At 61.4% G+C, this 23018-nt stretch carries 13 protein-coding genes and 2 riboswitches; of the genes, 5 read left to right on the top strand and 8 right to left on the bottom strand.

Annotation, left to right across the window (positions count from 1 at the left end; all coding sequences use genetic code 11):
* Positions 1-3 precede the first annotated feature (3 nt).
* The 4 genes from ACKLNA_RS04135 to cobW are packed head-to-tail and all read right to left on the bottom strand — an operon-like array spanning position 4 to position 6523.
* A complete protein-coding gene (locus ACKLNA_RS04135) occupies positions 4-687 on the bottom strand; it encodes a vWA domain-containing protein (RefSeq protein ID WP_408985551.1) in 684 nt (227 codons plus the stop codon).
* A complete protein-coding gene (locus ACKLNA_RS04130; RefSeq protein ID WP_408984951.1) occupies positions 669-1670 on the bottom strand; it encodes an ATP-binding protein in 1002 nt (333 codons plus the stop codon). The genes ACKLNA_RS04135 and ACKLNA_RS04130 overlap by 19 nt, the downstream gene beginning before the upstream one ends.
* A 2-nt stretch (positions 1671-1672) precedes the next feature.
* Positions 1673-5446 carry a cobaltochelatase subunit CobN gene (cobN, locus tag ACKLNA_RS04125; RefSeq protein ID WP_408984950.1) on the bottom strand — a complete coding sequence of 1258 codons (3774 nt, stop codon included), beginning with the start codon at positions 5444-5446 and terminating at the stop codon, positions 1673-1675.
* Between the two features lie 3 nt (positions 5447-5449).
* Positions 5450-6523, bottom strand: coding sequence for a cobalamin biosynthesis protein CobW (cobW, locus tag ACKLNA_RS04120; RefSeq protein WP_085710085.1), 1074 nt, complete (start codon positions 6521-6523; stop codon positions 5450-5452).
* A 98-nt stretch (positions 6524-6621) separates the two neighbouring features.
* Positions 6622-6832, bottom strand: a riboswitch (cobalamin riboswitch).
* An 874-nt stretch (positions 6833-7706) separates the two neighbouring features.
* A riboswitch (cobalamin riboswitch) is annotated at positions 7707-7927 on the top strand.
* Positions 7928-8047: 120 nt separating this feature from the next.
* Here cobW and ACKLNA_RS04115 point away from each other — a divergent pair.
* The 4 genes from ACKLNA_RS04115 to cobM all read left to right on the top strand — a co-directional run bounded on the left by ACKLNA_RS04115 (position 8048) and on the right by cobM (position 10206).
* Positions 8048-8245, top strand: coding sequence for a CbtB domain-containing protein (locus ACKLNA_RS04115; protein ID WP_016983301.1), 198 nt, complete (start codon positions 8048-8050; stop codon positions 8243-8245).
* Positions 8246-8256: 11 nt separating this feature from the next.
* Positions 8257-8958 (top strand): CbtA family protein, encoded by a 702-nt coding sequence (locus tag ACKLNA_RS04110; RefSeq protein ID WP_408984949.1) that lies wholly within the window; start codon positions 8257-8259, stop codon positions 8956-8958.
* A complete protein-coding gene (locus ACKLNA_RS04105) occupies positions 8955-9368 on the top strand; it encodes a cobalamin biosynthesis protein (protein ID WP_085710087.1) in 414 nt (137 codons plus the stop codon). The genes ACKLNA_RS04110 and ACKLNA_RS04105 overlap by 4 nt, the downstream gene beginning before the upstream one ends.
* Positions 9369-9459: 91 nt before the next feature.
* Complete coding sequence (gene cobM / locus ACKLNA_RS04100; protein ID WP_408984948.1) at positions 9460-10206, top strand: precorrin-4 C(11)-methyltransferase; 747 nt, start codon at positions 9460-9462, stop codon at positions 10204-10206.
* A gap of 46 nt (positions 10207-10252) precedes the next feature.
* Here cobM and nfuA read toward each other — a convergent pair whose 3' ends face one another.
* From nfuA to ACKLNA_RS04085, 3 genes are all read right to left on the bottom strand, one after another.
* Positions 10253-10837: a Fe-S biogenesis protein NfuA gene (gene nfuA / locus ACKLNA_RS04095; protein WP_007959519.1), complete on the bottom strand. Its 585-nt coding sequence runs from the start codon at positions 10835-10837 to the stop codon at positions 10253-10255.
* A gap of 89 nt (positions 10838-10926) precedes the next feature.
* The gene (locus tag ACKLNA_RS04090) at positions 10927-11928 is read right to left on the bottom strand and encodes an acyltransferase family protein (protein ID WP_408984947.1); all 1002 of its coding nucleotides are present in this window, start codon (positions 11926-11928) and stop codon (positions 10927-10929) included.
* Positions 11929-12025: 97 nt separating this feature from the next.
* The gene (locus tag ACKLNA_RS04085; protein ID WP_408984946.1) at positions 12026-14320 is read right to left on the bottom strand and encodes a fatty acid cis/trans isomerase; all 2295 of its coding nucleotides are present in this window, start codon (positions 14318-14320) and stop codon (positions 12026-12028) included.
* A 158-nt stretch (positions 14321-14478) separates the two neighbouring features.
* Between ACKLNA_RS04085 and metH the strand changes: the two genes are divergently transcribed.
* Positions 14479-18189: a methionine synthase gene (gene metH / locus ACKLNA_RS04080; protein ID WP_408984945.1), complete on the top strand. Its 3711-nt coding sequence runs from the start codon at positions 14479-14481 to the stop codon at positions 18187-18189.
* Between the two features lie 4 nt (positions 18190-18193).
* Here metH and ACKLNA_RS04075 read toward each other — a convergent pair whose 3' ends face one another.
* Positions 18194-22978, bottom strand: coding sequence for a dermonecrotic toxin domain-containing protein (locus ACKLNA_RS04075; RefSeq protein ID WP_408984944.1), 4785 nt, complete (start codon positions 22976-22978; stop codon positions 18194-18196).
* Between the last annotated feature and the right edge of the window lie 40 nt (positions 22979-23018).

The following is a 23018-nucleotide window of genomic DNA, read 5'->3' as shown; positions in this document are numbered from 1 at the left end:
TCCTCAGACAGACAACAGGTCGTCGATATGCCGGTAATCCGCGTCCAGTGCAGTCGCCAACTGTCTGGCCCGGCCCAACCGGATCGGCCCGCGCTCGATATCGATCAACAGGCCCGGACACGCCAGTGCCGGCAATCCCGAGCACTCTTTCAAGCGCCCATCGGTGAGCACCAGCAGGCGCTGTTGTTCGGCGGGGAATCGTTTGCGACGCACCGTCAGCCAGTGTTCGGCCTCGTTCAGCGCCGCCAGCAATGGCGTGCCGCCGCCTGCGCCCAACTCATCGAGCCATGCTCGCAATCCACTGGAAGCTTTCAAACCCTGCACCTGCCATTTCGGCGCTGAGCCACTGGCGGTCAGCAAGGCGAGCCGAGCCCGTTGCCGGTAAGCATCATCGAACAATTGCGCGAGCACGCCTTTGGCATCGCTCAACGCTTGATGACGACGGGTCGAGGCCGAGGCATCGACGATCACCAGCCACAGTTCATGGGGTGTGCGGGTGCGCAGTTGAAACAGCAGGTCCGCGCGCACTTTCGGACGACCATTGAGCAAGGTTCCCGGCCAGTTCACCGAACCGCTGCGTGCCGCGTGACGTTTGCCTTGCCGGCCATTGTCCAGGCGTCCGGCGCGGGGTCTGGCATTCGCCCCCGCGTCGGATCGGGGGCGAATGCCTAAGGCTTTTTTGGCCAGACCGGCACTTCGCGGCGCGCGCCAATGGCCAGGGCCGGCGCCGGCATTTCACCCCATTGCCCCTGCCCTTCACTCGGCTCGGCCTGAGAGCCGGACGGCGATTGCGCGGGAGGCTGCGCATTGGATGGAGACTGTTCGCGACGGCGATGACGCAGTGCAAATTCGGCGACCGCATCGATGTCCTGCTCGGCAATGGCTTCTGCACCACGCCAAGCCGCATGAGCCCGCGCAGCACGCAGCCAGACCAGATCGGCACGCAGGCCATCGACGCCGGCAGCAAAACAACGCTCGGTGATCTGCGCCAGCGCTTCATCATCGAGAGGTATGCTGGCCAAGGCATTGCGGGCGTTTTCACAGCGCTCGCGCAGGGCTTGCTGCTCGGTTTCCCACTGTGCGCAGAAGGTCTGCGGATCACTGTCGAAATTCAGTCGCCGACGAATGATCTGCCCACGCTCAGCCGGTGCCGTGTGACCACCCAGGGCGACATTCAGGCCAAAGCGATCGAGCAATTGCGGGCGCAACTCGCCCTCTTCCGGGTTCATCGTGCCGATCAGCACGAACTTCGCCGAATGCCGATGGGAAATGCCGTCGCGCTCGATCAGGTTGGTGCCGCTGGCGGCCACATCGAGCAGCAAGTCCACCAGATGATCCGGCAGCAGATTCACTTCATCGACATACAACACGCCGCCGTCAGCCTTGGCCAGCACGCCGGGAGAAAACTGCGCGCGACCATCGCTCAATGCCGCATCCAGATCGAGGGTGCCGACCAGCCGCTCTTCGGTGGCGCCCAACGGCAAGGTGACGAACTGACCGCTTGCCAGCAGATCCGCAAGCCCTCGGGCCAGGGTCGATTTGGCCATGCCGCGCGGGCCTTCGATCAGCACGCCGCCGATCTTCGGGTCGATGGCGGTCAGGTACAGCGCCAGTTTCAGATCATCGGCGCCGACCACGGCGGAGAGCGGGAAATGTGGGATGTCGGTCATGTTCAGCTCTCTTCCTCTATATCCAGCAGCAGGTTCTCGAGTGCTTCTTTGTAGGCACCCGGCTCCTGCCACATCCCGCGCTGCTGCGCTTCGAGCATGCGCTCGGTCATGTTGCGCAGCGCGTGGGGATTATGCTCGCGCACGAACTCCCGGGTCGCCGGGTCCAGCAGATAGGCGTCGGCCAGCAACGCGTACTGGTGATCGTCGATCAACTGCGTGGTCGCATCGAAGGCAAACAGGTTATCGATGGTTGCCGCCAGTTCGAACGCGCCTTTATAGCCGTGGCGTTTGACGCCGTCGATCCATTTCGGATTCGCCGCCCGGGAACGGATCACCCGATTCAGCTCTTCTTTCAGGGTGCGGATCTTCGGCAAATCCGGCTGGCTGTGATCGCCGTGGTAACTGGCCGCTGCTTCACCGCGCAGGCTTTCCACGGCAGCCAGCATGCCACCCTGGAATTGGTAGTAATCATTGGAATCGAGTAAATCATGCTCGCGGTTGTCCTGGTTTTGCAGCACGGCCTGCACCTGGCTCAGGCGCTGGACGAATTGCTCGCGGGCGGCGGTGCCCTCGTCGGAACCACCGTAAGCGTAGGCGCCCCAGTTCAGGTAGACCTCGGCCAGATCCTCGCGGCTTTGCCACAGACGACCGTCGATGGCGCCCTGCACGCCCGCGCCATAAGCGCCGGGTTTGGCGCCGAAAATCCGCCAGCCGGCCTGACGTCGCGCAGCCTCCTCGTCCAGCCCCGACTGCTGCAGCGCCTCGCGTTCGGCACGCACTTTGGCGGCCAACGGGTTGAGATCGTCCGGCTCGTCCAGCTCCGCCACGGCTTGCACAGCGGCGTCGAACAGGCGAATCAGGTTGGCGAACGCATCGCGGAAAAAGCCGGAGACCCGCAGCGTGACATCGACCCGAGGCCGGTCGAGCAGGCTCAGCGGCAGAATCTCGAAATCATCGACCCGCTGACTGCCGGTGGCCCACACCGGGCGCACGCCCATCAGCGCCATGGCCTGGGCGATGTCGTCACCGCCGGTGCGCATGGTCGCGGTGCCCCAGACCGACAGACCGAGCTGACGAAGGTGGTCACCGTGGTCCTGGAGGTGTCGCTCCAGAATCAGCGTGGCGGACTGGAAACCAATCCGCCAGGCCGTGGTGGTTGGCAAGTTGCGCACGTCCACCGAATAGAAATTGCGCCCGGTAGGCAACACGTCGAGGCGACCACGACTCGGTGCACCGCTCGGGCCAGCGGGGACGAAGCGGCCGTTCAACGCGTCGAGCAAACCGCGCATTTCGGCCGGGCCGCAGGCGTCCAGACGTGGGGCGATCACCTCGCGCAGCGCTTGGATGATCGTCTGCACATCTTTCCAGTCCGAAGCGTTCAGTTGTGCCACATCCCCCGCCAGCGACTGCTTGATCAAATGCGCTGCGAACAGCTCAAGGCGTTCACGGGTATCCCCCGCCGTGCGCCAGACTTCATCGCTCAGCGATTGCAGTTCCATTGGACGCGGGCCGATCCAAGGATCAGCAAGCGCACAATCCAGCGGATCGAATCCCAATTCAAACGCCTTGGCCAGCGCCCGCAACAGGCTCGATTGCGCACCCTTGCCATCACCACGGGGAATTCGCAGCAGCGCCAGCAGGGTATCAATACGCAAACGCCCGCTCGGCGACTCACCAAAGATGTGCAGGCCATCGCGGATCTGCGATTCCTTCAGATCACACAGATAGGTATCCAGGCGCGGCAGCCAGATCGCCGCATCGGCATCGCTGTCGAGGGCTTCGTCGAGTTGCAATTCACGATCAATCTGCGTGTCACGCACCAGTTGCAGAATGTCCCGCTGCAATTCACGGGCGCGGCGTGGGTCAAGCAACTGCGCTTCGTAATATTCGTCGGCGAGCAATTCGAGATTGCGCAACGGGCCGTAGGTTTCGGCGCGGGTCAGCGGCGGCATCAAGTGGTCAATGATCACCGCCTGAGTGCGACGTTTGGCCTGAGCGCCCTCGCCCGGATCGTTGACGATAAACGGATAGACGTTCGGCAGCGGCCCGAGCAATGCGTCCGGCCAGCAGTTCTCCGACAGGCCCACGCCTTTGCCCGGCAGCCATTCGAGGTTGCCGTGCTTGCCGACATGAATCACACCGTGAGCGCCGTAGGTCTGGCGCAGCCAGAAATAGAACGCGAGGTACGCGTGCGGCGGCACCAGATCCGGATCGTGATACACCGCGCTCGGATCGACCTGATAACCCCGCGCCGGCTGAATGCCGACGAAGGTCAGACCAAACCGCAGGCCGGCGATCATCATCCGTCCGTCACGACACATCGGATCGTTTTGCGGCGCACCCCAACGCTCCAGCACCGCCGTGCGATTGGCTTCGGGCAACGCGTTGAACATCGTCAGGTAATCGTTCATTGCCAGACTTTGCTGACACGGGCGTTGGTCGAGGGTGTCGAGGTCGTTGCTGACGCCGCCGAGCAGTTGTCGGATCAGTTCGGTGCCGCTGTCCGGCAGTTCGGCCGGCAGCGGATAACCCTCAGCCTGCAACGCCCGCAGGATATTCAGTGCGGCGGCCGGTGTGTCGAGGCCGACACCGTTACCGATGCGCCCGTCGCGGGTCGGGTAGTTGGCGAGAATCAGCGCGATACGTTTTTCAGCGTTCGGCACCCGCGCCAGATCGACCCAGCGTCGCGCCAGTTCGGCGACGAAATCCATGCGTTCAGGCTGCGCCCGGTAGCACACCACATCGGACTGACTGCGCTCGCTGCGCCAGGCCAGATCCTTGAAGCTGATCGGCCGGCTGATGATCCGGCCGTCCAGTTCCGGCAAGGCAATGTGCATCGCCAGATCACGAGGGCCGAGACCCTGCTCGCTGTCGCGCCAGCCGGGCTCATTGTCCTGGGCGCAGATCGCCTGGATCACCGGAATGTTGCGACGGAACGGCCGCAGATGCGGTGCTTCCGGGCTGGATTGAGCAAAACCGGTGGTGTTCAGGATCACCGAGGCTTCGACCTCGTCGAGCCAATCCTCGACCACCGACAGGCAGCCGGGCTCTTTCAGACTGGCCACGGCGATCGGCAACGGATTGAGTCCGGCAGCCTGCAGCCGTTGGCAGAACACGTCGATAAACGCCGTGTTGGCCGCTTGCAAATGCGAGCGATAAAACAACACCGCCGCCACCGGTTGACCGGGCAGCCAATCGGCTTGCCAGTCGCTCAGTGCGGCGGTGTTTTTGTTCGGGTGGTAAATCGCCGTGCGCGGCAGGGTTTGCGGCTCGCCCCACATGTAATCCCGCGCCAGCCAGCGGTTGGCCAGGCAGCGGAAGAAATCCAGCGCATTACCCATGCCGCCCTGACGCAGAAACTGCCAGAGCCGGTCGCGATCCTCGGCGCCCACGGTGCTCAAATCGCTGAGCTCCGGGTCGGGCCGATCATCGCCCGGCACCAGAATCACCTGCACGCCACGCTCGGACAACTCGACCAGCTGCTCGACGCCATAACGCCAATAAGCGATGCCGCCGTGCAGCGAGATCAAAATGACCTTGGCGTGACGCAGCACTTCGTCGACGTAGAGGTCGACCGACGCATGGTTCTGCACCTGCATCGGGTTGGCCAGGCGCACACTTGGGTAATCCTCGGGCAGTTGCTGCGCCGCTTCGGCGAGCAGCGCGAGGCTGGAATCGCCGCTGCACAGGATCACCAGCTCGGCGGGGGTTTGTCCAAGGTCGGCAATGTTGTCATCCGACACGAAACCGCCGGGCTGAGTCCTGAGCAGGTGCATGGCTTAAACGCTGAGCGCGGCGCGCAGTTGCGCTTCGAGCTGGGCCGCGTCCAGTTCCTGACCGATCAATACCAGACGGGTGATGCGCGCTTCATCGGCGCCCCACTGACGGTCGAAGTGCTTGTCGAAACGCGTACCCACGCCCTGGATCAGCAGACGCATCGGCTTGTTCGGGATCGCCGCGAAGCCTTTGACCCGCAGGATGCCGTGCTGGACCACCAGTTGCGTCAGCGCATCGAGCAGCAGGCTTTCGTCGGCTTGCGGCAGTTCGATGGAGATCGAGTCGAAGGCGTCGTGATCGTGGTCATCGTGATCGTCATCGCCTTCACCGTGGTGGTGATCGTGATGGCTGTGGCGGCTGTCGATGTGTTCCTCGGAACCGGCGCCGAGGCCGATCAGCACGTCCAGTGGCAGGCGGCCGTTGCTGGCCTCGATGATTTTTACCGCTGGCGGCAGCTCTTCGGCGACTTCCAGGCGTACGCGAGCGAGGTCTTCAGGGCTGGTCTGGTCGGCCTTGTTGAGGATTACCAGGTCGGCGCTGGCCAGTTGGTCGGCGAACAGCTCGTGCAGCGGCGATTCGTGGTCCAGGTTCGGATCGAGTTTACGCTGGGCGTCGACCTGATCCGGGAACGCGGCGAAAGTGCCGGCGGCTACGGCCGGACTGTCGACTACGGTGATGACCGCGTCCACGGTGCAGGCGCTGCGGATTTCCGGCCACTGGAAGGCTTGCACCAGTGGTTTTGGCAGGGCAAGGCCCGAGGTTTCGATCAGGATGTGGTCGAGGTCGCCGCGACGGGCCACCAGTTCGCGCATCACCGGGAAGAACTCTTCCTGAACGGTGCAGCACAGGCAGCCGTTGGCCAGTTCGTAGACGCGACCGGTGGCTTCTTCTTCGGTGCAGCCGATGGTGCACTGCTTGAGGATTTCACCGTCGATGCCCAGCTCGCCAAACTCGTTGACGATCACTGCGATGCGGCGGCCCTGAGCGTTGTCGAGCATGTGCCGCAGCAAGGTGGTTTTGCCCGAGCCGAGGAAGCCGGTGACGATGGTGACGGGGAGTTTGGCCAGTGTTTTCATCGGATGCCCTTTGGCAAGGTGGCGGGCATACGGGACGAGACCGGCAACGCGGGTGCGTGCCTGGAGAGTTCGCCACCGGATCACCCCGCCCGGTTGAAAGTGAGAATCTGTGACGAGGCAGGTCTCCTGGCTGACGGTGTTCGGGCCTTGGCCCGGTATTCGCTGCGCCTTCCCGCTGGCTCTGGATTGAGTTGGCAGTGGCGTGGCAGCAAACAGCACCGTTCACAGTTGCGGGGGCAGCCGCGGCTTGGACCGCGTTCCCTTCTTAGCTTCGGCGTGGGCCGAAGAACCTCGAAAGCGCAAGGCTACGCATGGGTTCGTGATGGGTCAATGGGAGGTTGGTTTTGTGGGCATATCCGTTGCTGCGGTTATGGCCACTTAGGGTTCCGCCCTTACGGCGGGTCACTTTTTCCAAACGCCGAAAAAGTAACCAAAAAGGCTTCCCCCGGCGTACGGCACTTCGCTAAGGCTCAGTGTTCCCTCGCTACGGCGTCCATCAGGGGGCATCGCCTACGGTTTGCTTCGCTGCACCTCCTCTCGATGTATGCGGCTTCGCCGCACGGCGCTGCGCGCCTACCCCCTGATGGACACCTCCGCTCGGCCTGCCGAAGGGGCTGGAGAGCAAAAGCAAGATCAAGAGCCCCTCACCCTAGCCCTCTCCCGGAGGGAGAGGGGGCTGACCGAGTTGTTTGGGAGAGATACGCCGACGTGCGATACCGTGTTGAACTCAGGCTTTGAAAAGCACACCAATCGGCTCCCTCTCCTAGGGGAGAGGGCTGGGGTGAGGGGTAAACCCACCACAAAACCAAAGCCGAACACGCCCCGCTCCTCCCCACTCAACACGATGAGCGTTAGCTCGAGTACCGCTTTTGATCGCAGTGCCCGTCGGCAGGCTGAGTGGAGGGATTGATCCGGGGTGGGAGCGCAGCGACCGTTTGGCGAAGCCAAACACATCGAGAGGAGGTGCAGCGAAGCAAACCGTAGGCGATGCCCCCGGATCGATCCCGGAGCGAAGGAACCCCGAGCCTCAGCGAGGGGCCGTACGTCAGGGTAAAGCCTTTTTGGTTACTTTTGAGGCGTTTGTCAAAAGTGACCCGCCGTAAGGGCGGAACCCTAAGCGGCCATAACCGCAGCAACGGATATGCCCCCAATCCAATTGACTGAAATCCCCCCCGCATGGTCTCCTACACAACTTGTTACGGGTGCCCTTCACAGGGTGAAACGGGAAACCGGTGAATCATGTGCTTTACTCTAAAGCCATGTCAGTCCGGTGCTGCCCCCGCAACGGTAAGCGAGAGAGCGTCAGATCCACTGTGCCCACGGGCATGGGAAGGTGACGCTTGCAGGTCGGCAGACAGCCACCCCTCGTGAGCCCGGAGACCGGCCCGCAACACACAGTACGCATCTTGCGTCACTGAACATAACAAACCCGCGGTGGGCGGGCGCTGTTCGAACCTCTGCGTGCCCGCTCGCAGGGGGTTTCATGCGCTCCATTCACCCGCTGACACTCCAGAGGGAAGCGCCATGTCGATCATCAGCAGCACCGGCAGCAACACGGACAAAATCTCCAGCACCACCACCCTGAGCCAACGCCTGACCGCTGCGATCTTCGCGTCGATCCTGGGCGCCAGCCTGGTCTACTTCGCCGGTTTCTCGCACATCGAAGCGGTGCACAACGCCGCGCACGATACCCGCCACAGCGCCGCGTTCCCGTGCCACTGAGACCTGACGACATGATCAAGCGTATTGCGCAGACCGCAGGTTTCACCGGCCTTCTGGCCGCCCTGCTGCTGACCTTGCTGCAAAGCTTCTGGGTTTCGCCGCTGATTCTTCAGGCAGAAACCTACGAGAAGGCCGAGCCGGTGGCCGAAGTCCACGAACACGCCGCCGGCACCACTGCCCACACCCACGATGCCGAAGCCTGGGAACCGGAAAACGGCTGGCAGCGCGTGGTTTCCACCACCGGCGGCAACCTGGTCGTAGCCGTAGGTTTCGCCCTGATGCTGGCGGGCCTGTACACCCTGCGTGCGCCGACCAAGACCTCGCAAGGCCTGCTCTGGGGTCTGGCGGGTTACGCGACATTCGTGCTCGCTCCGACCATGGGGTTACCACCTGAGCTGCCAGGCACCGCCGCCGCTGACCTGGCTTCGCGCCAGATGTGGTGGATCGGCACCGCTGCTTCGACCGCTGTCGGCCTGGCGCTGATCGCGTTCGGCGGCAACTGGCTGCTGAAGATCCTCGGCGTGGCGATCCTCGCTGTGCCGCATGTAATCGGCGCACCGCAACCGGAAGTGCACTCGATGCTCGCCCCGGAAGCGCTGGAAGCTCAGTTCAAAATCGCTTCGCAGCTGACCAACGTGGCGTTCTGGCTGGCCCTGGGCCTGATCAGCGCCTGGTTGTTCCGTCGCAAAAGCGATGGTCAATACCACGCATGACCGATGACAGCGCAGCGCCGACCTTCGTGGTCGGCCTGGGCTGCCAGCGCGGCTGCCCGGCCAGTACGCTGCGCGCCTTGCTCGACCAGGCCTTGCAGGCCCATCGCATCGAACTCGAAGCAGTCAAGGCTTTGGCCAGCATCGACCTGAAGCGCGACGAACCCGGCCTGCAGGAACTGGCGGCACAACTGGCGCTGCCGTTGCTGTATTTCAGCAGCGAAGAATTGGCCAGTTATCAGCAACGACTGAGTCATCATTCACAGATCGCCTTCGAACGCACCGGTTGCTACGGCGTAGCGGAAAGCGCTGCTTTGGCGCTGGCCGAACAGCTGATCCAGGCCCCGGCAAAACTGCTGATCTCCCGGCAAAAGTACGCTCAGGCAACACTGGCGTTGGCCGGCGCCGCGTAAAATCCCGATAATCCCCGCTTTCGATCATGAGCATTCTTCATCTGAAGCGCTCTTGAAGCCTCGATCCGCCCTACTTTCACAGGATCCAACGATGACCGTTTACTTCATCGGCGCCGGCCCCGGCGACCCGGAATTGATCACTGTCAAAGGCCAGCGACTGATCCGCAGCTGCCCGGTGATCATTTATGCAGGTTCGCTGGTGCCGGCTGCGGTACTGGAAGGTCATTCGGCAGAAACCGTGGTCAACAGCGCCGAATTGCATCTGGAACAGATCATCGACCTGATCAAGACCGCCCATGCCAAGGGCCAGGATGTGGCGCGGGTGCATTCGGGCGATCCGAGCCTGTATGGCGCCATCGGCGAGCAGATTCGTTATCTGCGCGAGCTGCAAATCCCGTTCGAAATCATCCCCGGTGTCACCGCCACCGCCGCCTGCGCCGCGCTACTGGGCGCCGAACTCACCCTGCCGGACATCTCGCAAAGCGTGATCCTGACCCGTTACGCAGACAAGACGGCGATGCCTGTCGGGGAAGAACTGGGCAACCTGGCGCAGCACGGGGCGACCATGGCGATTCATCTGGGGGTCAATCATCTGGAGAAGATCCTCGCCGAGCTGCTGCCGCATTACGGCGCGGATTGCCCGATTGCGGTGATCCACCGGGCGACGTGGCCGGATCAGGACTGGGTCGTCGGGACGCTTGAGGATATTGCCGAGAAGGTGGCGGCCAAAGGCTTTCGGCGTACGGCGTTGATTCTGGTCGGGCGGGTGTTGGGCAGCGATCATTTCAGTGAGTCGTCGCTGTATCGCGCGGGTCACGCACATTTGTATCGACCATAAAAAACGGCGCTCACGGGGCGCCGTTTTTCATGCCGCAGCGAACGCCTTAGTAGTAGGCGTTTTCTTTCTGCGTGTGGTCGGTCACGTCGCGAACGCCCTTGAGCTCCGGAATGCGCTCGAGCAAGGTTCGCTCGATGCCTTCCTTCAGGGTCACGTCCGCCTGGCCGCAGCCCTGGCAACCGCCACCGAACTGCAACACGGCAATGCCGTCTTCAACCACATCGATCAGGCTGACCTGACCGCCGTGGCTGGCCAGCCCCGGGTTGATTTCGGTTTGCAGGTAATAGTTGATGCGCTCGTTGATCGGGCTGTCGGCGTTGACCATCGGAACCTTGGCGTTTGGCGCCTTGATGGTCAGCTGGCCGCCCATGCGGTCGGTGGCGTAGTCGACGACAGCATCGTCGAGGAACGCTTCGCTGAACGAGTCGATGTAGGCAGTGAAGCTTTTCAGCCCCAGCGCGGTATCTTCAGGTTTCTCTTCGCCCGGCTTGCAGTAGGCAATGCAGGTTTCGGCGTACTGGGTGCCAGGCTGGGTAATGAAGACGCGGATGCCGATACCCGGGGTGTTCTGCTTGGACAGCAGGTCGGCCAGGTAATCATGGGCGGCGTCGGTAATGGTAATAGCGGTCATGGAAACTCCTCGCAGGCTTGGGCGGAGTTTACGCCAATCGGCGCGCGGCACAAAGTCCCAGTATTTTTGTCGGAATAAAATACCGCCCCTCAGGCTGGTGACGGACGGTCGCTCCAGCGCTGAAAGTGCCGGTATCCGGCCTTTTCGATCCATTTATAGCTGGCCAGACTGCCCGCACCAATCAAGATCAGACAGACCGTAATGACGACGTACGGACTGAGCGAATAGCGCTGCGCCAGATAATGCCCGAGCATCAGAATCAGCGTGTGGATCAGGTACACCGAGTAAGAGCAGTCCCCCAGCAGTTTCAGCAATCGACTGCGGCGGGCAAATCGCTCCAGTGACAGGGCCGACATGACCAGAACGGCAGCCGGCACGCCCCAGGCCAGCGCCTGATACTCGCCGATCCACACATGAATCGCCACCAGCGCCGCCAGCATTGCAAATATCGGCCCCCAAAGCCCCGGTTTGATCCAGCCACGGCGATAGAGCATGCCGACGCCCATCCCCAGCAAGAACTCAACTACCAGGTCCGATCGGTAAAACTCGCTGATCCAGCCCAGGCCTGTGAGTACGTTGCAGACCAGAAACAGCAGCACCGCCACTACGGCAATCCGCGTGCTGACAGGAAACAACAATGCTCCGGCGAACAGCAGATAAAACAACATCTCGAAATTCAGGGTCCAGCCCACGTTCAGGGTTGGGTAGATGCCGAAGCCGCCGGGGTTGTCGCTGGCGACGAACAACAAAGACAACATGAAGTTCGGCCAGCCGAAGCGCTCGCCGGGGAACGCCGCTGGCAAGACGACCAGCAAAATCGCACTCACCACCGTATAAAACCAATAGGCCGGCGCAATCCTCATCAGTCGCAGGGCCATAAAACGCCACGGCGACAGATTTTTATCAGCAGTGGAGAGGAACATCACCAGACCGCTGATGACGAAAAACACGTCCACGCCGGCCGCGCCCTGATCGACAAACATTCGCCCAATCGGCCCGCCGGGCTCGAAATCGAAGAAGATCTGCATGACGTGATGCCCCACCACCATCCAGGCGGCCAGTGCGCGCAGGGCTTGCACTGAGATCAACATTGAGGTCGCTCCAGGTCACAACATCCCGATCACCGCTTCCAAAGTGGATTTGCGGTGCGTCCATGAGTTGTGACACTAGGACAACCTCAGAGGTCGATCAAAGATTCTCGTACCGGTTCATGTCCAGCACGCCCTCCTCCACCGGGTCGGTCTCATGGATGTACTGGCTCAGGTCATGGAAATAGAACCAGAACTGCGGATGGCTGCGGCGGATGCCCCAACGTTCGACGATTTTCTCGAACTGCGGCGCATCCTTGGCGCTTTCCATGGCATCGACAAACACTGGCACCTGATCCGCCGGGATGTTGAACATGAAATTCGGGTAGCTGCTGAGCACGCCCGGATAAATGGTCAGGGTGTCGAGGCCCGGTTGGTAACGCAGCGATTCACCGAGCAGGAACGCCACGTTGCTGTGGGCCCGGTTGCGCAGCAGGCTGTAAACCTCGCGTTTGCCACTGCGGGTTTCGATGCGCAGCATGGTCGCTTCCGGCAATTGATCGATCACCTTCAGACCGGCTGCAGGACGCGCCGTCAGGCGGCTCAGGGCCTGTTCGGCATTTTGTAGCGCCGGGTCAATGTTCGGCCGCGAGCAGTAGGCATCCACGCAGCGGTTGATCGGATCGGGCCGCGCATTGAGGTCGCCGTAACGGGCCAGCAACTGCATGGCAAAGTCGTGTTTCGGGTCTTTTTCGTCGAGCTTCAGCGCGGTCGGCTTGTCGTCGTCGATGGACTCGTAATCCAGCCACATCTTGAACTGGCCGCTGCTCTGGTACCAATCGTCGAGGTAATCCTCGCGGGAATCGGCCGGCATCAGGCGCAGGAAGTTCTGTTCGGCGCCGTTGCGGATCAGGTCGAAATACAACCGGGTCTGCGCCTGATGGGAGACGTTGCCGAACACATCGAAATTCACCGCCAACTGGTAGTAGGTGCGTTCAAGCAGCGGATAGTCGAACAGCCACATGGTTTGCGGCACTTCACCGATCAGGCCTTTGGTCACCGAGGCGCTGTCGAAGTGGCGGAAGATACTCAGCAGCGCATTGTCGTTGCCCGCCCACAGAGTCGACCAGCTCGGCGCCGGTTGATCTGCGTAGCTGTCCCGGCGCAGGGCTTCGTACTTGTTGCGCTTGTTGCGGTAGTCGTGCCACAGGCTCAGGACGCTGCCGACATCGTCGTTCTGCCCCGGCATGGCCAGCAATGGCGTGGCCTGGCCGCGATAGTTCGGGTCGGTGATGTACAGGTCGTGTTCCGGGGCCTGGAACAGTGCCCAGAAGTTGTCGCGGATCACGTCGGTTGCGATCTGCCCACGGCACACCGGGCCGCGAATGAAGGTACGCACGAAGTATTCGGCGTTATCGAGCATGAACTGATACCGCGCCTGCGCCGGAATCGCTTCGAAGGTGGCGAACGGATTGGCCCGGCTCTGGGGCCCGTAGCCCGGCAGCGCATGCACCTGCCAGTTGCCGTTGTAGAACAGGCTCTTGACCCGCGCCATCTTCGCCGCGCTCAGCGGATAGGTGATGTGGGTCTTGTGCACGATCACGCCCTGCACCGGCCACAGGCGGTAATACACCTGAGTGCCCGGGTCGTCATTGGGACGACGTGTGGCAATCAGGTCGATAGGCTGACCGGTCGGCGTGCGCGAACGCACCCACTGGAAGAAATGCCCCGGCTCGCCGTCCTTGAAATAGATGTGCGCCAGGAACCAGTGTTCGAACAGCCAGCGTCCGACCAGGCTTTCCCGGGCACCGGGCTGATTGAGCAGGTTTTCCCACTGCACGATCTGCAGCGCTTCCCTGGCACTCGGCGCCAGGCCTTGCTCATCGATCGGCGCGCCGGACGCCAGCCAGCGCTGTAACGTCTGGTATTGCTGATCGGTCAGGCCGGTCACCGCCAGCGGCATACCCTCTTTCGGGTGAGCGCCGGCATAGCCGTCGAACTCGGCGGGCATCGCGCACATGTTTTCCCGTTGCAGGCCGAGGACGATGTCTTCCGGCAGTTTGGCATTGGGTGTCAGTGGCGTTTTGTGCCCCAGTTCCAGCATGCGCGCCATCAGCGCGGCTTGGCTGCCCTGGGCGTCGAGTACCGAATAGAAGTCTTTCTGCTGCCAGGCACGTTTGCCAAAAGCGTCGTAGAACAGCCGCGTGGTCGGCGCCGCCTGAGTGCGCTCGCCATCGTAGACCGGCATCTTGCTCGCGCCACGGGCCGCGCCTTCAGCGCTGCCCAGGTTCAACTGACAGGCCGAGTCGTAGCACGCATGGCAGGCCACGCACTTCTCGGTGAAGATCGGCTGGATATCGCGGGTGTAAGAAATGGCAGGCGAGATCGCAGGACTTTGCGCCGCCGCGCCAAAGCTCAAAAACAGCAACACGATGCTGACGACGCGGTACGACATATCCCTGATCCTGATCCTGAATAAAAACGCCGCGATTCTACCGTTATGACGCCCGTGCCAACATGAGCGATATTCATGCAAAAGCGCCACATGCTCTAAATCCGCACAGGTTTGTTATGATCCCGCTCCTTCGTCATGGTCTTTTTCGAGTAGTCCCAATGTCCGATCGCAGCGTCCGCCTTCAAGCTCTCAAGCAAGCCCTCAAAGAGCGCATCCTGATACTCGATGGCGGTATGGGCACGATGATCCAGAGCTACAAGCTCGAAGAGCAGGATTATCGCGGCAAGCGTTTCGCCGACTGGCCGACCGACGTCAAGGGCAACAACGACCTGCTGGTCATTACCCGTCCCGACGTGATCGGCGGCATCGAAAAAGCCTACCTGGATGCCGGCGCCGACATCCTGGAAACCAACACCTTCAACGCCACCCGCATTTCCATGGCCGACTACGGCATGGAAGAGCTGGCTTACGAACTCAACGTAGAAGGCGCACGACTGGCGCGCAAGGTGGCTGACGCCAAGACCGCCGAGAACCCGGACAAGCCGCGTTTCGTCGCCGGCGTCCTCGGCCCTACAAGTCGCACCTGCTCGCTGTCGCCGGACGTCAACAACCCGGGCTACCGCAACGTCACCTTCGATGAGCTGGTAGAGAACTACACCGAGGCCACCAAAGGCCTGATCGAGGGCGGCGCCGACCTGATCCTGATCGAAACCATCTTCGACACCCTCAACGCCAAGGCGGCGATCTTCGCCGTGCAAGGCGTGTTCGAAGAGCTGCACATCGAATTGCCGATCATGATTTCCGGCACCATCACCGACGCCTCCGGCCGGACCCTGTCGGGCCAGACCACCGAAGCGTTCTGGAACTCCGTGGCCCACGCCAAGCCGATTTCGGTCGGCCTGAACTGCGCCCTTGGCGCCCGTGAACTGCGTCCATACCTGGAAGAACTGTCGGACAAAGCCAGCACCCACGTTTCGGCGCACCCGAACGCCGGCCTGCCGAACGAATTCGGCGAGTACGACGAGCTGCCGGTGGACACCGCCAAGGTCATCGAAGAATTCGCCCAGAGCGGTTTCCTCAACATCGTCGGCGGTTGCTGCGGCACCACCCCGGGCCACATCGAAGCCATCGCCAAAGCCGTCGCCGGTTACGCGCCACGGCAGATTCCGGACATTCCCAAGGCTTGCCGCCTGTCGGGTCTGGAACCGTTCACCATCGATCGCAGCTCGCTGTTCGTCAACGTCGGCGAGCGGACCAACATCACCGGTTCCGCGAAATTCGCCCGTCTGATCCGTGAAGACAACTACACCGAAGCCCTGGAAGTCGCCCTGCAGCAGGTCGAGGCCGGCGCCCAGGTGATCGACATCAACATGGACGAAGGGATGCTCGATTCGAAGAAGGCCATGGTGACCTTCCTCAATCTGATCGCCGGCGAGCCGGACATCTCCCGCGTACCGATCATGATCGACTCCTCGAAATGGGACGTGATCGAAGCCGGCCTCAAGTGCATTCAGGGCAAGGGCATCGTCAACTCGATCAGCATGAAAGAAGGCGTCGAGCAGTTCATCCACCACGCCAAACTGTGCAAACGCTACGGCGCGGCAGTTGTAGTGATGGCGTTCGACGAAGCCGGCCAGGCCGACACCGAAGCGCGCAAGAAAGAAATCTGCAAACGCTCCTACGACATTCTGGTCAACGAAGTCGGCTTCCCGCCGGAAGACATCATTTTCGACCCGAACATCTTCGCCGTGGCCACCGGCATCGAAGAACACAACAACTACGCCGTGGACTTCATCAACGCCTGCGCCTACATCCGCGACGAGCTGCCGTATGCCCTGAGCTCCGGTGGCGTGTCCAACGTGTCGTTCTCGTTCCGTGGCAACAACCCGGTGCGTGAGGCGATCCACTCGGTGTTCCTGCTGTACGCGATCCGCGCCGGCCTGACCATGGGCATCGTCAACGCCGGTCAGCTGGAGATCTACGACCAGATCCCGCAGGAACTGCGCGACGCCGTTGAAGACGTGATCCTCAACCGCACGCCGGAAGGCACCGACGCCCTCCTCGCCATCGCCGACAAGTACAAGGGCGACGGCAGCGTCAAAGAAGCCGAGACCGAAGAATGGCGCAGCTGGGACGTCAACAAGCGTCTGGAGCACGCACTGGTCAAGGGCATCACCACCCACATCGTCGAAGACACCGAAGAGTCCCGTCAGTCCTTCGCTCGTCCGATTGAAGTGATCGAAGGCCCGCTGATGTCCGGCATGAATATCGTTGGCGACCTGTTCGGCGCCGGCAAAATGTTCCTGCCGCAGGTGGTGAAATCCGCCCGCGTGATGAAACAGGCCGTGGCCCACCTGATCCCGTTCATCGAACTGGAAAAAGGTGACAAGCCGGAAGCCAAGGGCAAGATCCTGATGGCCACCGTGAAAGGCGACGTGCACGACATCGGCAAGAACATCGTTGGCGTGGTGCTGGGTTGCAACGGCTATGACATCGTCGACCTCGGCGTGATGGTGCCGGCAGAGAAGATCCTGCAGGTGGCCCGCGAAGAGAAATGCGACATCATCGGCCTGTCCGGCCTGATCACTCCGTCCTTGGATGAGATGGTCCACGTGGCCCGCGAGATGCAGCGCCAGGACTTCCACCTGCCGCTGATGATCGGCGGCGCAACCACCTCCAAGGCACACACCGCGGTGAAGATCGAGCCGAAGTACAGCAACGACGCAGTGGTGTATGTCACCGACGCTTCCCGCGCCGTGGGCGTGGCGACGCAGTTGCTGTCAAAGGAGCTCAAGGCCGGTTTCGTCGAGAAGACCCGCGAGGAGTACATCGACGTGCGTGAACGCACGTCCAATCGCAGCGCCCGTACCGAACGCCTGAGCTACGCCGCCTCGATCGCGAAAAAGCCGCAGTTCGACTGGGCTTCCTATGCACCGGTCAAACCGACGTTCACCGGCACCCGCGTGCTGGACAACATCGACCTCAACGTGTTGGCCGAATACATCGACTGGACACCGTTCTTCATCTCCTGGGATCTGGCCGGCAAGTTCCCGCGCATCCTTGAGGACGAAGTGGTCGGTGAAGCGGCGACCTCGCTGTACAAGGACGCCCGCGAGATGCTGACCAAGCTGATCAACGAGAAACTGATCAGCGCCCGTGCGGTGTTCGGTTTCTGGCCGGCCAATCAGGTGCATGACGACGATATCGAACTGTACGGCGATGACGGCAAGCCAATGGCGCGCCTGCATCACCTGCGTCAGCAGATCATCAAGACTGACGGCAAGCCGAACTTCTCCCTGGCCGACTTCGTCGCGCCGAAGGACAGCGAAGTGACCGACTATGTCGGTGGTTTCATCACCACCGCCGGGATCGGCGCCGAAGAAGTGGCCAAGGCTTATCAGGACGCTGGCGACGACTACAACTCGATCATGGTCAAGGCGTTGGCCGACCGCTTGGCCGAAGCCAGCGCCGAATGGCTGCACCAGCAGGTGCGTAAAGAGCACTGGGGCTACGCCAAGGATGAAGCCCTCGACAACGAGGCGCTGATCAAAGAGCAGTATTCCGGCATTCGCCCTGCTCCAGGCTACCCGGCCTGCCCGGATCACACCGAGAAGGCCACGCTGTTCGCCCTGCTCGATCCCGAGGCGCAGGAAATGCGCGCCGGCCGCAGCGGTGTGTTCCTCACCGAACACTACGCAATGTTCCCGGCGGCAGCAGTCAGCGGCTGGTACTTCGCCCATCCGCAGGCGCAATACTTCGCCGTGGGCAAGATCGACAAGGATCAGGTTCAGAGCTACACCTCGCGCAAAGGTCAGGAACTGAGCATGACCGAGCGCTGGCTCGCGCCGAACCTGGGTTACGACAACTAAAACGTCAGTCCTGATCAGACTCTTCGGAAGAGGAGGAACCGTCGGGTTCCTCCCAGCCCGCGTCAGCTATCCATTGTTCAAGCCGCTCCCGGGTGATGCCCAGTGCCGACTCGCCCCCGGTACGGTCAATGTAGTCACGGATCCGTTGCAGGCTGGCAGTCGACAATGAGCGGTAGTTTCCGGATAAACGGGTGTCGGCCAGCAGCTCGTCATGGTTCCCGTCAAAGAGCTGCGCCGGAATATCCCTGATCGGATTGCCCAGCAGTCTCAGTGTGCGCAAGCGTTCGGCCCGTAACACTTGTGCCGGCCATTCCCTGAGATCGTTACCACTCAAATGCAGCACTTCGAGCCAGGGCGGGATCGCTTCGTTGAAGTAGCGGATCCGGTTGTGGTTCAACTCCAGCAGTTCCACTTCCTCAAGAGACGCTGCACTGAAGGCTCTGAAATGGTTGTGGTTCAGGCGCAAACGCTTGAGATGATTCAGCGAACCCAATAATCGCTCGGCTGCATACTCGTCATGCAATCGATTGGCGGATAAGTCCAATTGCTCCAGTCGTTCCATACCGCCGATGGCTTCCGGCAGGTTTTCCAGCGCGTTGGCGGCCAGATCCAGGGTTTCCACTTGCTTGAATGAAGTGAGAAAACCTCGCAGCCCCTGCTCGCTCAGTTCCAACCCCCTGAGGTTCAGACCTGCTACGTGGGGAAAGGCTTCCGGCAGGTCGGGCAACGCCCCCACGCCGAAAATACCCTCCAGATCCAGCACATGGTCGGTTCCGCCAACCTCGCCAAGCAGGCCCAGTTGCCAGCACTCCATGATTCTGTGCGCCGCGTCCGCCCGGCCTTTCGAGGAAATCCGCGGCTGCCTGAAACGCAGGTCGACACTGCGCCGCACGAAGATCCAGCCATTGAGTTCGCGCGTCAGCGCTTCGAACCGTTGGCTCCAGTCATTGATACGAGCATTGACTTGCGCGTCGGTGGCCCCGAAGCGCAGGTACTCGATTACGTCAATGGCATCTTCCTCCACCAGACCGGGAATCACTCGCTGCAAGCGATTGATGAAGGAAGAAAGACTTTCTTCGGCAGCAGGCGCCGGTGGCAACGGCAGCAACCGCGATGCCACACGGGAGCCCGGCTCCATGGGTTGCACGCTCATATTCGGCAGGGGCTCAGCGGCAAATCTCGCCAGCGCCCCCTCCGGCAGCCCCAGCCTCGACTCGACCCGGGATTGGGCTTCCTGCAGGCGGATTTGGGTCTCCGGTTCAAGGGGGGTACCAGCCAGGAGCATGTTGATCAACAGGTCATCGCGGACCAGTGCCTCCGGTGCCAGCGTGGTAATGCGGGTATTGCGCAGATCCAGCCAGCGCAACGCCTGAAGGTGCTCGGCACCCCGTGGCCACTGCTGCAGCAGCGTGCCTTCCAGGTTCAGCACCTTCAAGTTCGGCATGCTCGACACATCCAGCCTGTAAAGCGGATTGCCGGACAGGTCGAGTTCGACCAGTCTGGCGCGGATATCCGTCGGGACCGGATTGGTTGTCAGCGCACAGTCACTGAGATCGAGATATCGAACCTCGGGAAAAGCACGGAGGAAACTGCGGATCTGACCGATTCCCGACCGACGCGATTGCAGAAGCAGGGACTTGACGTGAGGAAAACCCGCCGACAGCGACGGCAAGGGATCATCGCAGACCCAATCGAGTTGATCGTAGCCGCGGTTGCCTGCGGCCAAGGGTGCTTGACGCCAGCAGCGTTTCAAGTTGCGCGCGGCTATCAAACGCTCTTCAAGACCTGGGCCAGGGGCCGCCCAGTGATCGAGGGTCGATTCAAGGCGTTCCCACTCCTGCGCACGCTCGTTGAGCCACTGCATGATCTGAGCATCGCTTTGCCCCTCACGCATTGCTCGCAGCACAACTCCGTTGGCCTGTCTGAAATCCAGATTCGGATAGAGATCCAGCACTTGCACCACGAGTGAAGTGTTGATCCCCGGGCGCCCCAGCGCGCCCTCGCCGCTGGCGAGATACCCAAATCGACGATTCTGGAGGCGTATCGGAGGTTTGTACGCGCGTTTGCTCTGACTTGAGGGTGCCTCGGTCGTGCGAACCTGCTCAGGGTGCGCCGTTGCATAGTCGATGATTGTCCGTTGCAGCCGGGCACCGCTTTCAGCTCCGGACAGCCCGAGAGCCTGAAGGGTTTCCCTTGGCAAGGCACGCATGAGCGAGGGAAAAAAAGTGTCGAGCCGGCCGTTCAACGTCCATCCATGGTCACTGAACGCCTGAAACAGCGGCCCTTGCTTGACCATGTACACCCGGTTCGTGACCGACTGGCTGCCAATCGCCTCGAGCAAAGGCCCGTGAATGTGTGAATCACGAAGTTCAAGCCGTACATCGCCCGGCCAACCCGGCAACTTTTCGAGTAATCGCAAGGCCAGCCGACCGCTTTCGAGAGAGGGATGCTCTTGATACAGGCCGGCATAGGCTCGGGCCGCCCTTCCCTGTCCGGCGTACCAGCGTGCCTCCTCCAGCAGGCGGCGCGGCACTGTCTTCGACGTTTGCAAAGCCGCCAGTGATTCGGCGTCCGCGTGGGCCAGAACCTCCCGGGCAGCATTGTCACCGAGTCCCGGACATACCCGCTGCAGTTTGAGGAGCCGTGCATCCCGCGTGGCGGTTTGACGTTGCACGTCGAACAGTTGCAATGCATCGGCCAGTTCAGGCGGTGGCGGCAGGTTGTCCATGTGCATTCTGCGCAAGCTGTCGTCACTGACTCCGCCGATGTCGGCAATGGCCAGCAATTGCTCGTCGGTCAGCATTTCGGCGCTGTGGCCGATACGACGCAACAGTGTCAAGCGATCCCAGGTCAACGGTCGCTCCAGCGTGGACCGCCAGGCGCCAGCACCGTTGTGGCTCAGTATCGGCTGATAGGCGTCCGGATCGCGGGGATGCCTGATACGCCAGCGCAGGGATGCCCTGTCCCAGTTTTTTTCGTAGGCCCGACCCTGCATCCGGATCCAGGTTTTTTCCTGTGCCACGAATTGGCCCTGAGCATTGGGTCCGCCCTGAGGGAGCTGTTCAACAGGGCTTTCATAGGCGGTCAGATCCGGATTCCACAAGCGGGTGTCACCGTCGGCCAATGTGACTGGCCGCAGTTTTTCTATTACGGGCGCAGCCGTGGCCGGCCTGACGCGGGAAAAGGCTTTACCGGCGCCGGCAAGCAAACCGAACAGAGCCAGGTTTTCCGCAACATCGATCAGGTGCGCCTTGGCGGCCCTGCGATCGCCTTCGCTCCACTCGATGACGCCTTCAATGGATTCCTCCAGCAACTGGCCGACCATCACCGCCATCATGATCTCACCCAGCACCGGCACAAATCCCGCTGCGGTGGTCAACACCAGCATGCCGATGTTCAGTAATGCCGCGAGTTTCCTGCTGCGTACTTTTTCGTCGACATCTGCCGTGGGCACAGCGTGACTGCGGGCATCGGCAATGATCCGCTCGCGGTGCCGTTCAAAAAGATAGTTCCACAGATCGACATTTTCAGACGTGGGATTATCGCCCTCCCGTGGAATAACGGTGGGGGCCAGAAAAGGGTCATCCTCGGAGGGGGGTGCCTCCCCGGAGGGAGGCCAGTTCTGAACATGCCAAAGGCTCCCGAAAGGATTGAGGAATGTGATGACATCAACGGAAAAATGATCCGAGGACGATGCTTCTTGTAAAAAACGGCTGAAATAGTCCCCGCGGTCGGCATACGCCACGAAGCGACTGAAGAACCGCTGATAGGTCGTCGGCGTCGGATCTTCAGGTGACAAGCCCTCGCGCTCGGTGAATCTTCGCTTGAACATCGCCTCCATTTGTCGGCGGGTATAGCGCTTCAACGGGTGGTAAGGGTCATGAGGAATGTAGAGCAACAGATCATCGGTATAACGCTCGTCTTCACTGATCGAAAAACAGACGCAGCCTGTCATCCGATGCTTCATCAGACTCAGATCGTGAAACCAGACGTTCTTGCGGCCCAGACGCGGATCAAGGTCCCCATCTATGACCGTCAGGATCATCGTGTAATCCTCGGGTTCGATGTCGCGACAGGACAATGCGTACTGCGCGGCGGCGCGCAGATCGGCTTTGGCAGCGCCTATGAAAGTCTCACGCAGTGCCGTCGTTGCCTGCGCATCTTTGGAGTCAAAAAAATCCTTGAGATAGGCCTGATACTTCGCACCGATATCCAGCGAACGGCATAACGCCGTGAATCGAGTGACGGTCATCGGCGTTGTCAGGGGCAGCAACTCTCCAGGTTTCCACAGTTCGACCAGAAAACCGGAAGAACGGTGAAAGGCCCCCGGTTCGCATTCCGAATCTTCGAAGTTATGCAGGGCCGCCTGCAGCAACGAAAGCGTGAAGACTTCATAAACCCTCACTTCAATCGAGAACACACCGGCCTCGACAGCTTTGTTCAGGCGCAGATAGATCGTTTTGACATCCATTTCGATGCCGTACTCGTCTTGTAACGCCTCGATCAGCAGAGGCTCGGCAAACGTGTCGATGTCCTGCAGAGATGACAGTTGCCTGTCCAGCCGGGACTGGGCGACAAAGCTGGCGGTGAACCCGTCATGCAGGGCTCGACGCTGCGCCCGGGTGGCTTGCCGGTAGCCGCGCGGCAGTGTCGCACCGGCGTTTTTGAGTTCTGCACGGCGCTGCGAGGTAGCGTCCGTCAACCAATCGGGAATGGCCTGTTCGAGAAAGGGACCGTGGATGCTCTGTGAGGCGGCAGGCTTCATACCGGCAGTCGGGATCGATGACATAACGCTTCTCCTGTGAAAGTGAAGCGTCAGCACACCATTT

It is taken from the genome of Pseudomonas sp. UV AK001 (assembly GCF_046097675.1).
GTDB classification, from domain to species: domain Bacteria; phylum Pseudomonadota; class Gammaproteobacteria; order Pseudomonadales; family Pseudomonadaceae; genus Aquipseudomonas; species Aquipseudomonas kribbensis.
The sequence above is the reverse complement of the archived record's forward strand: the minus strand, read 5'-3'. Positions and strand labels throughout refer to the sequence as shown.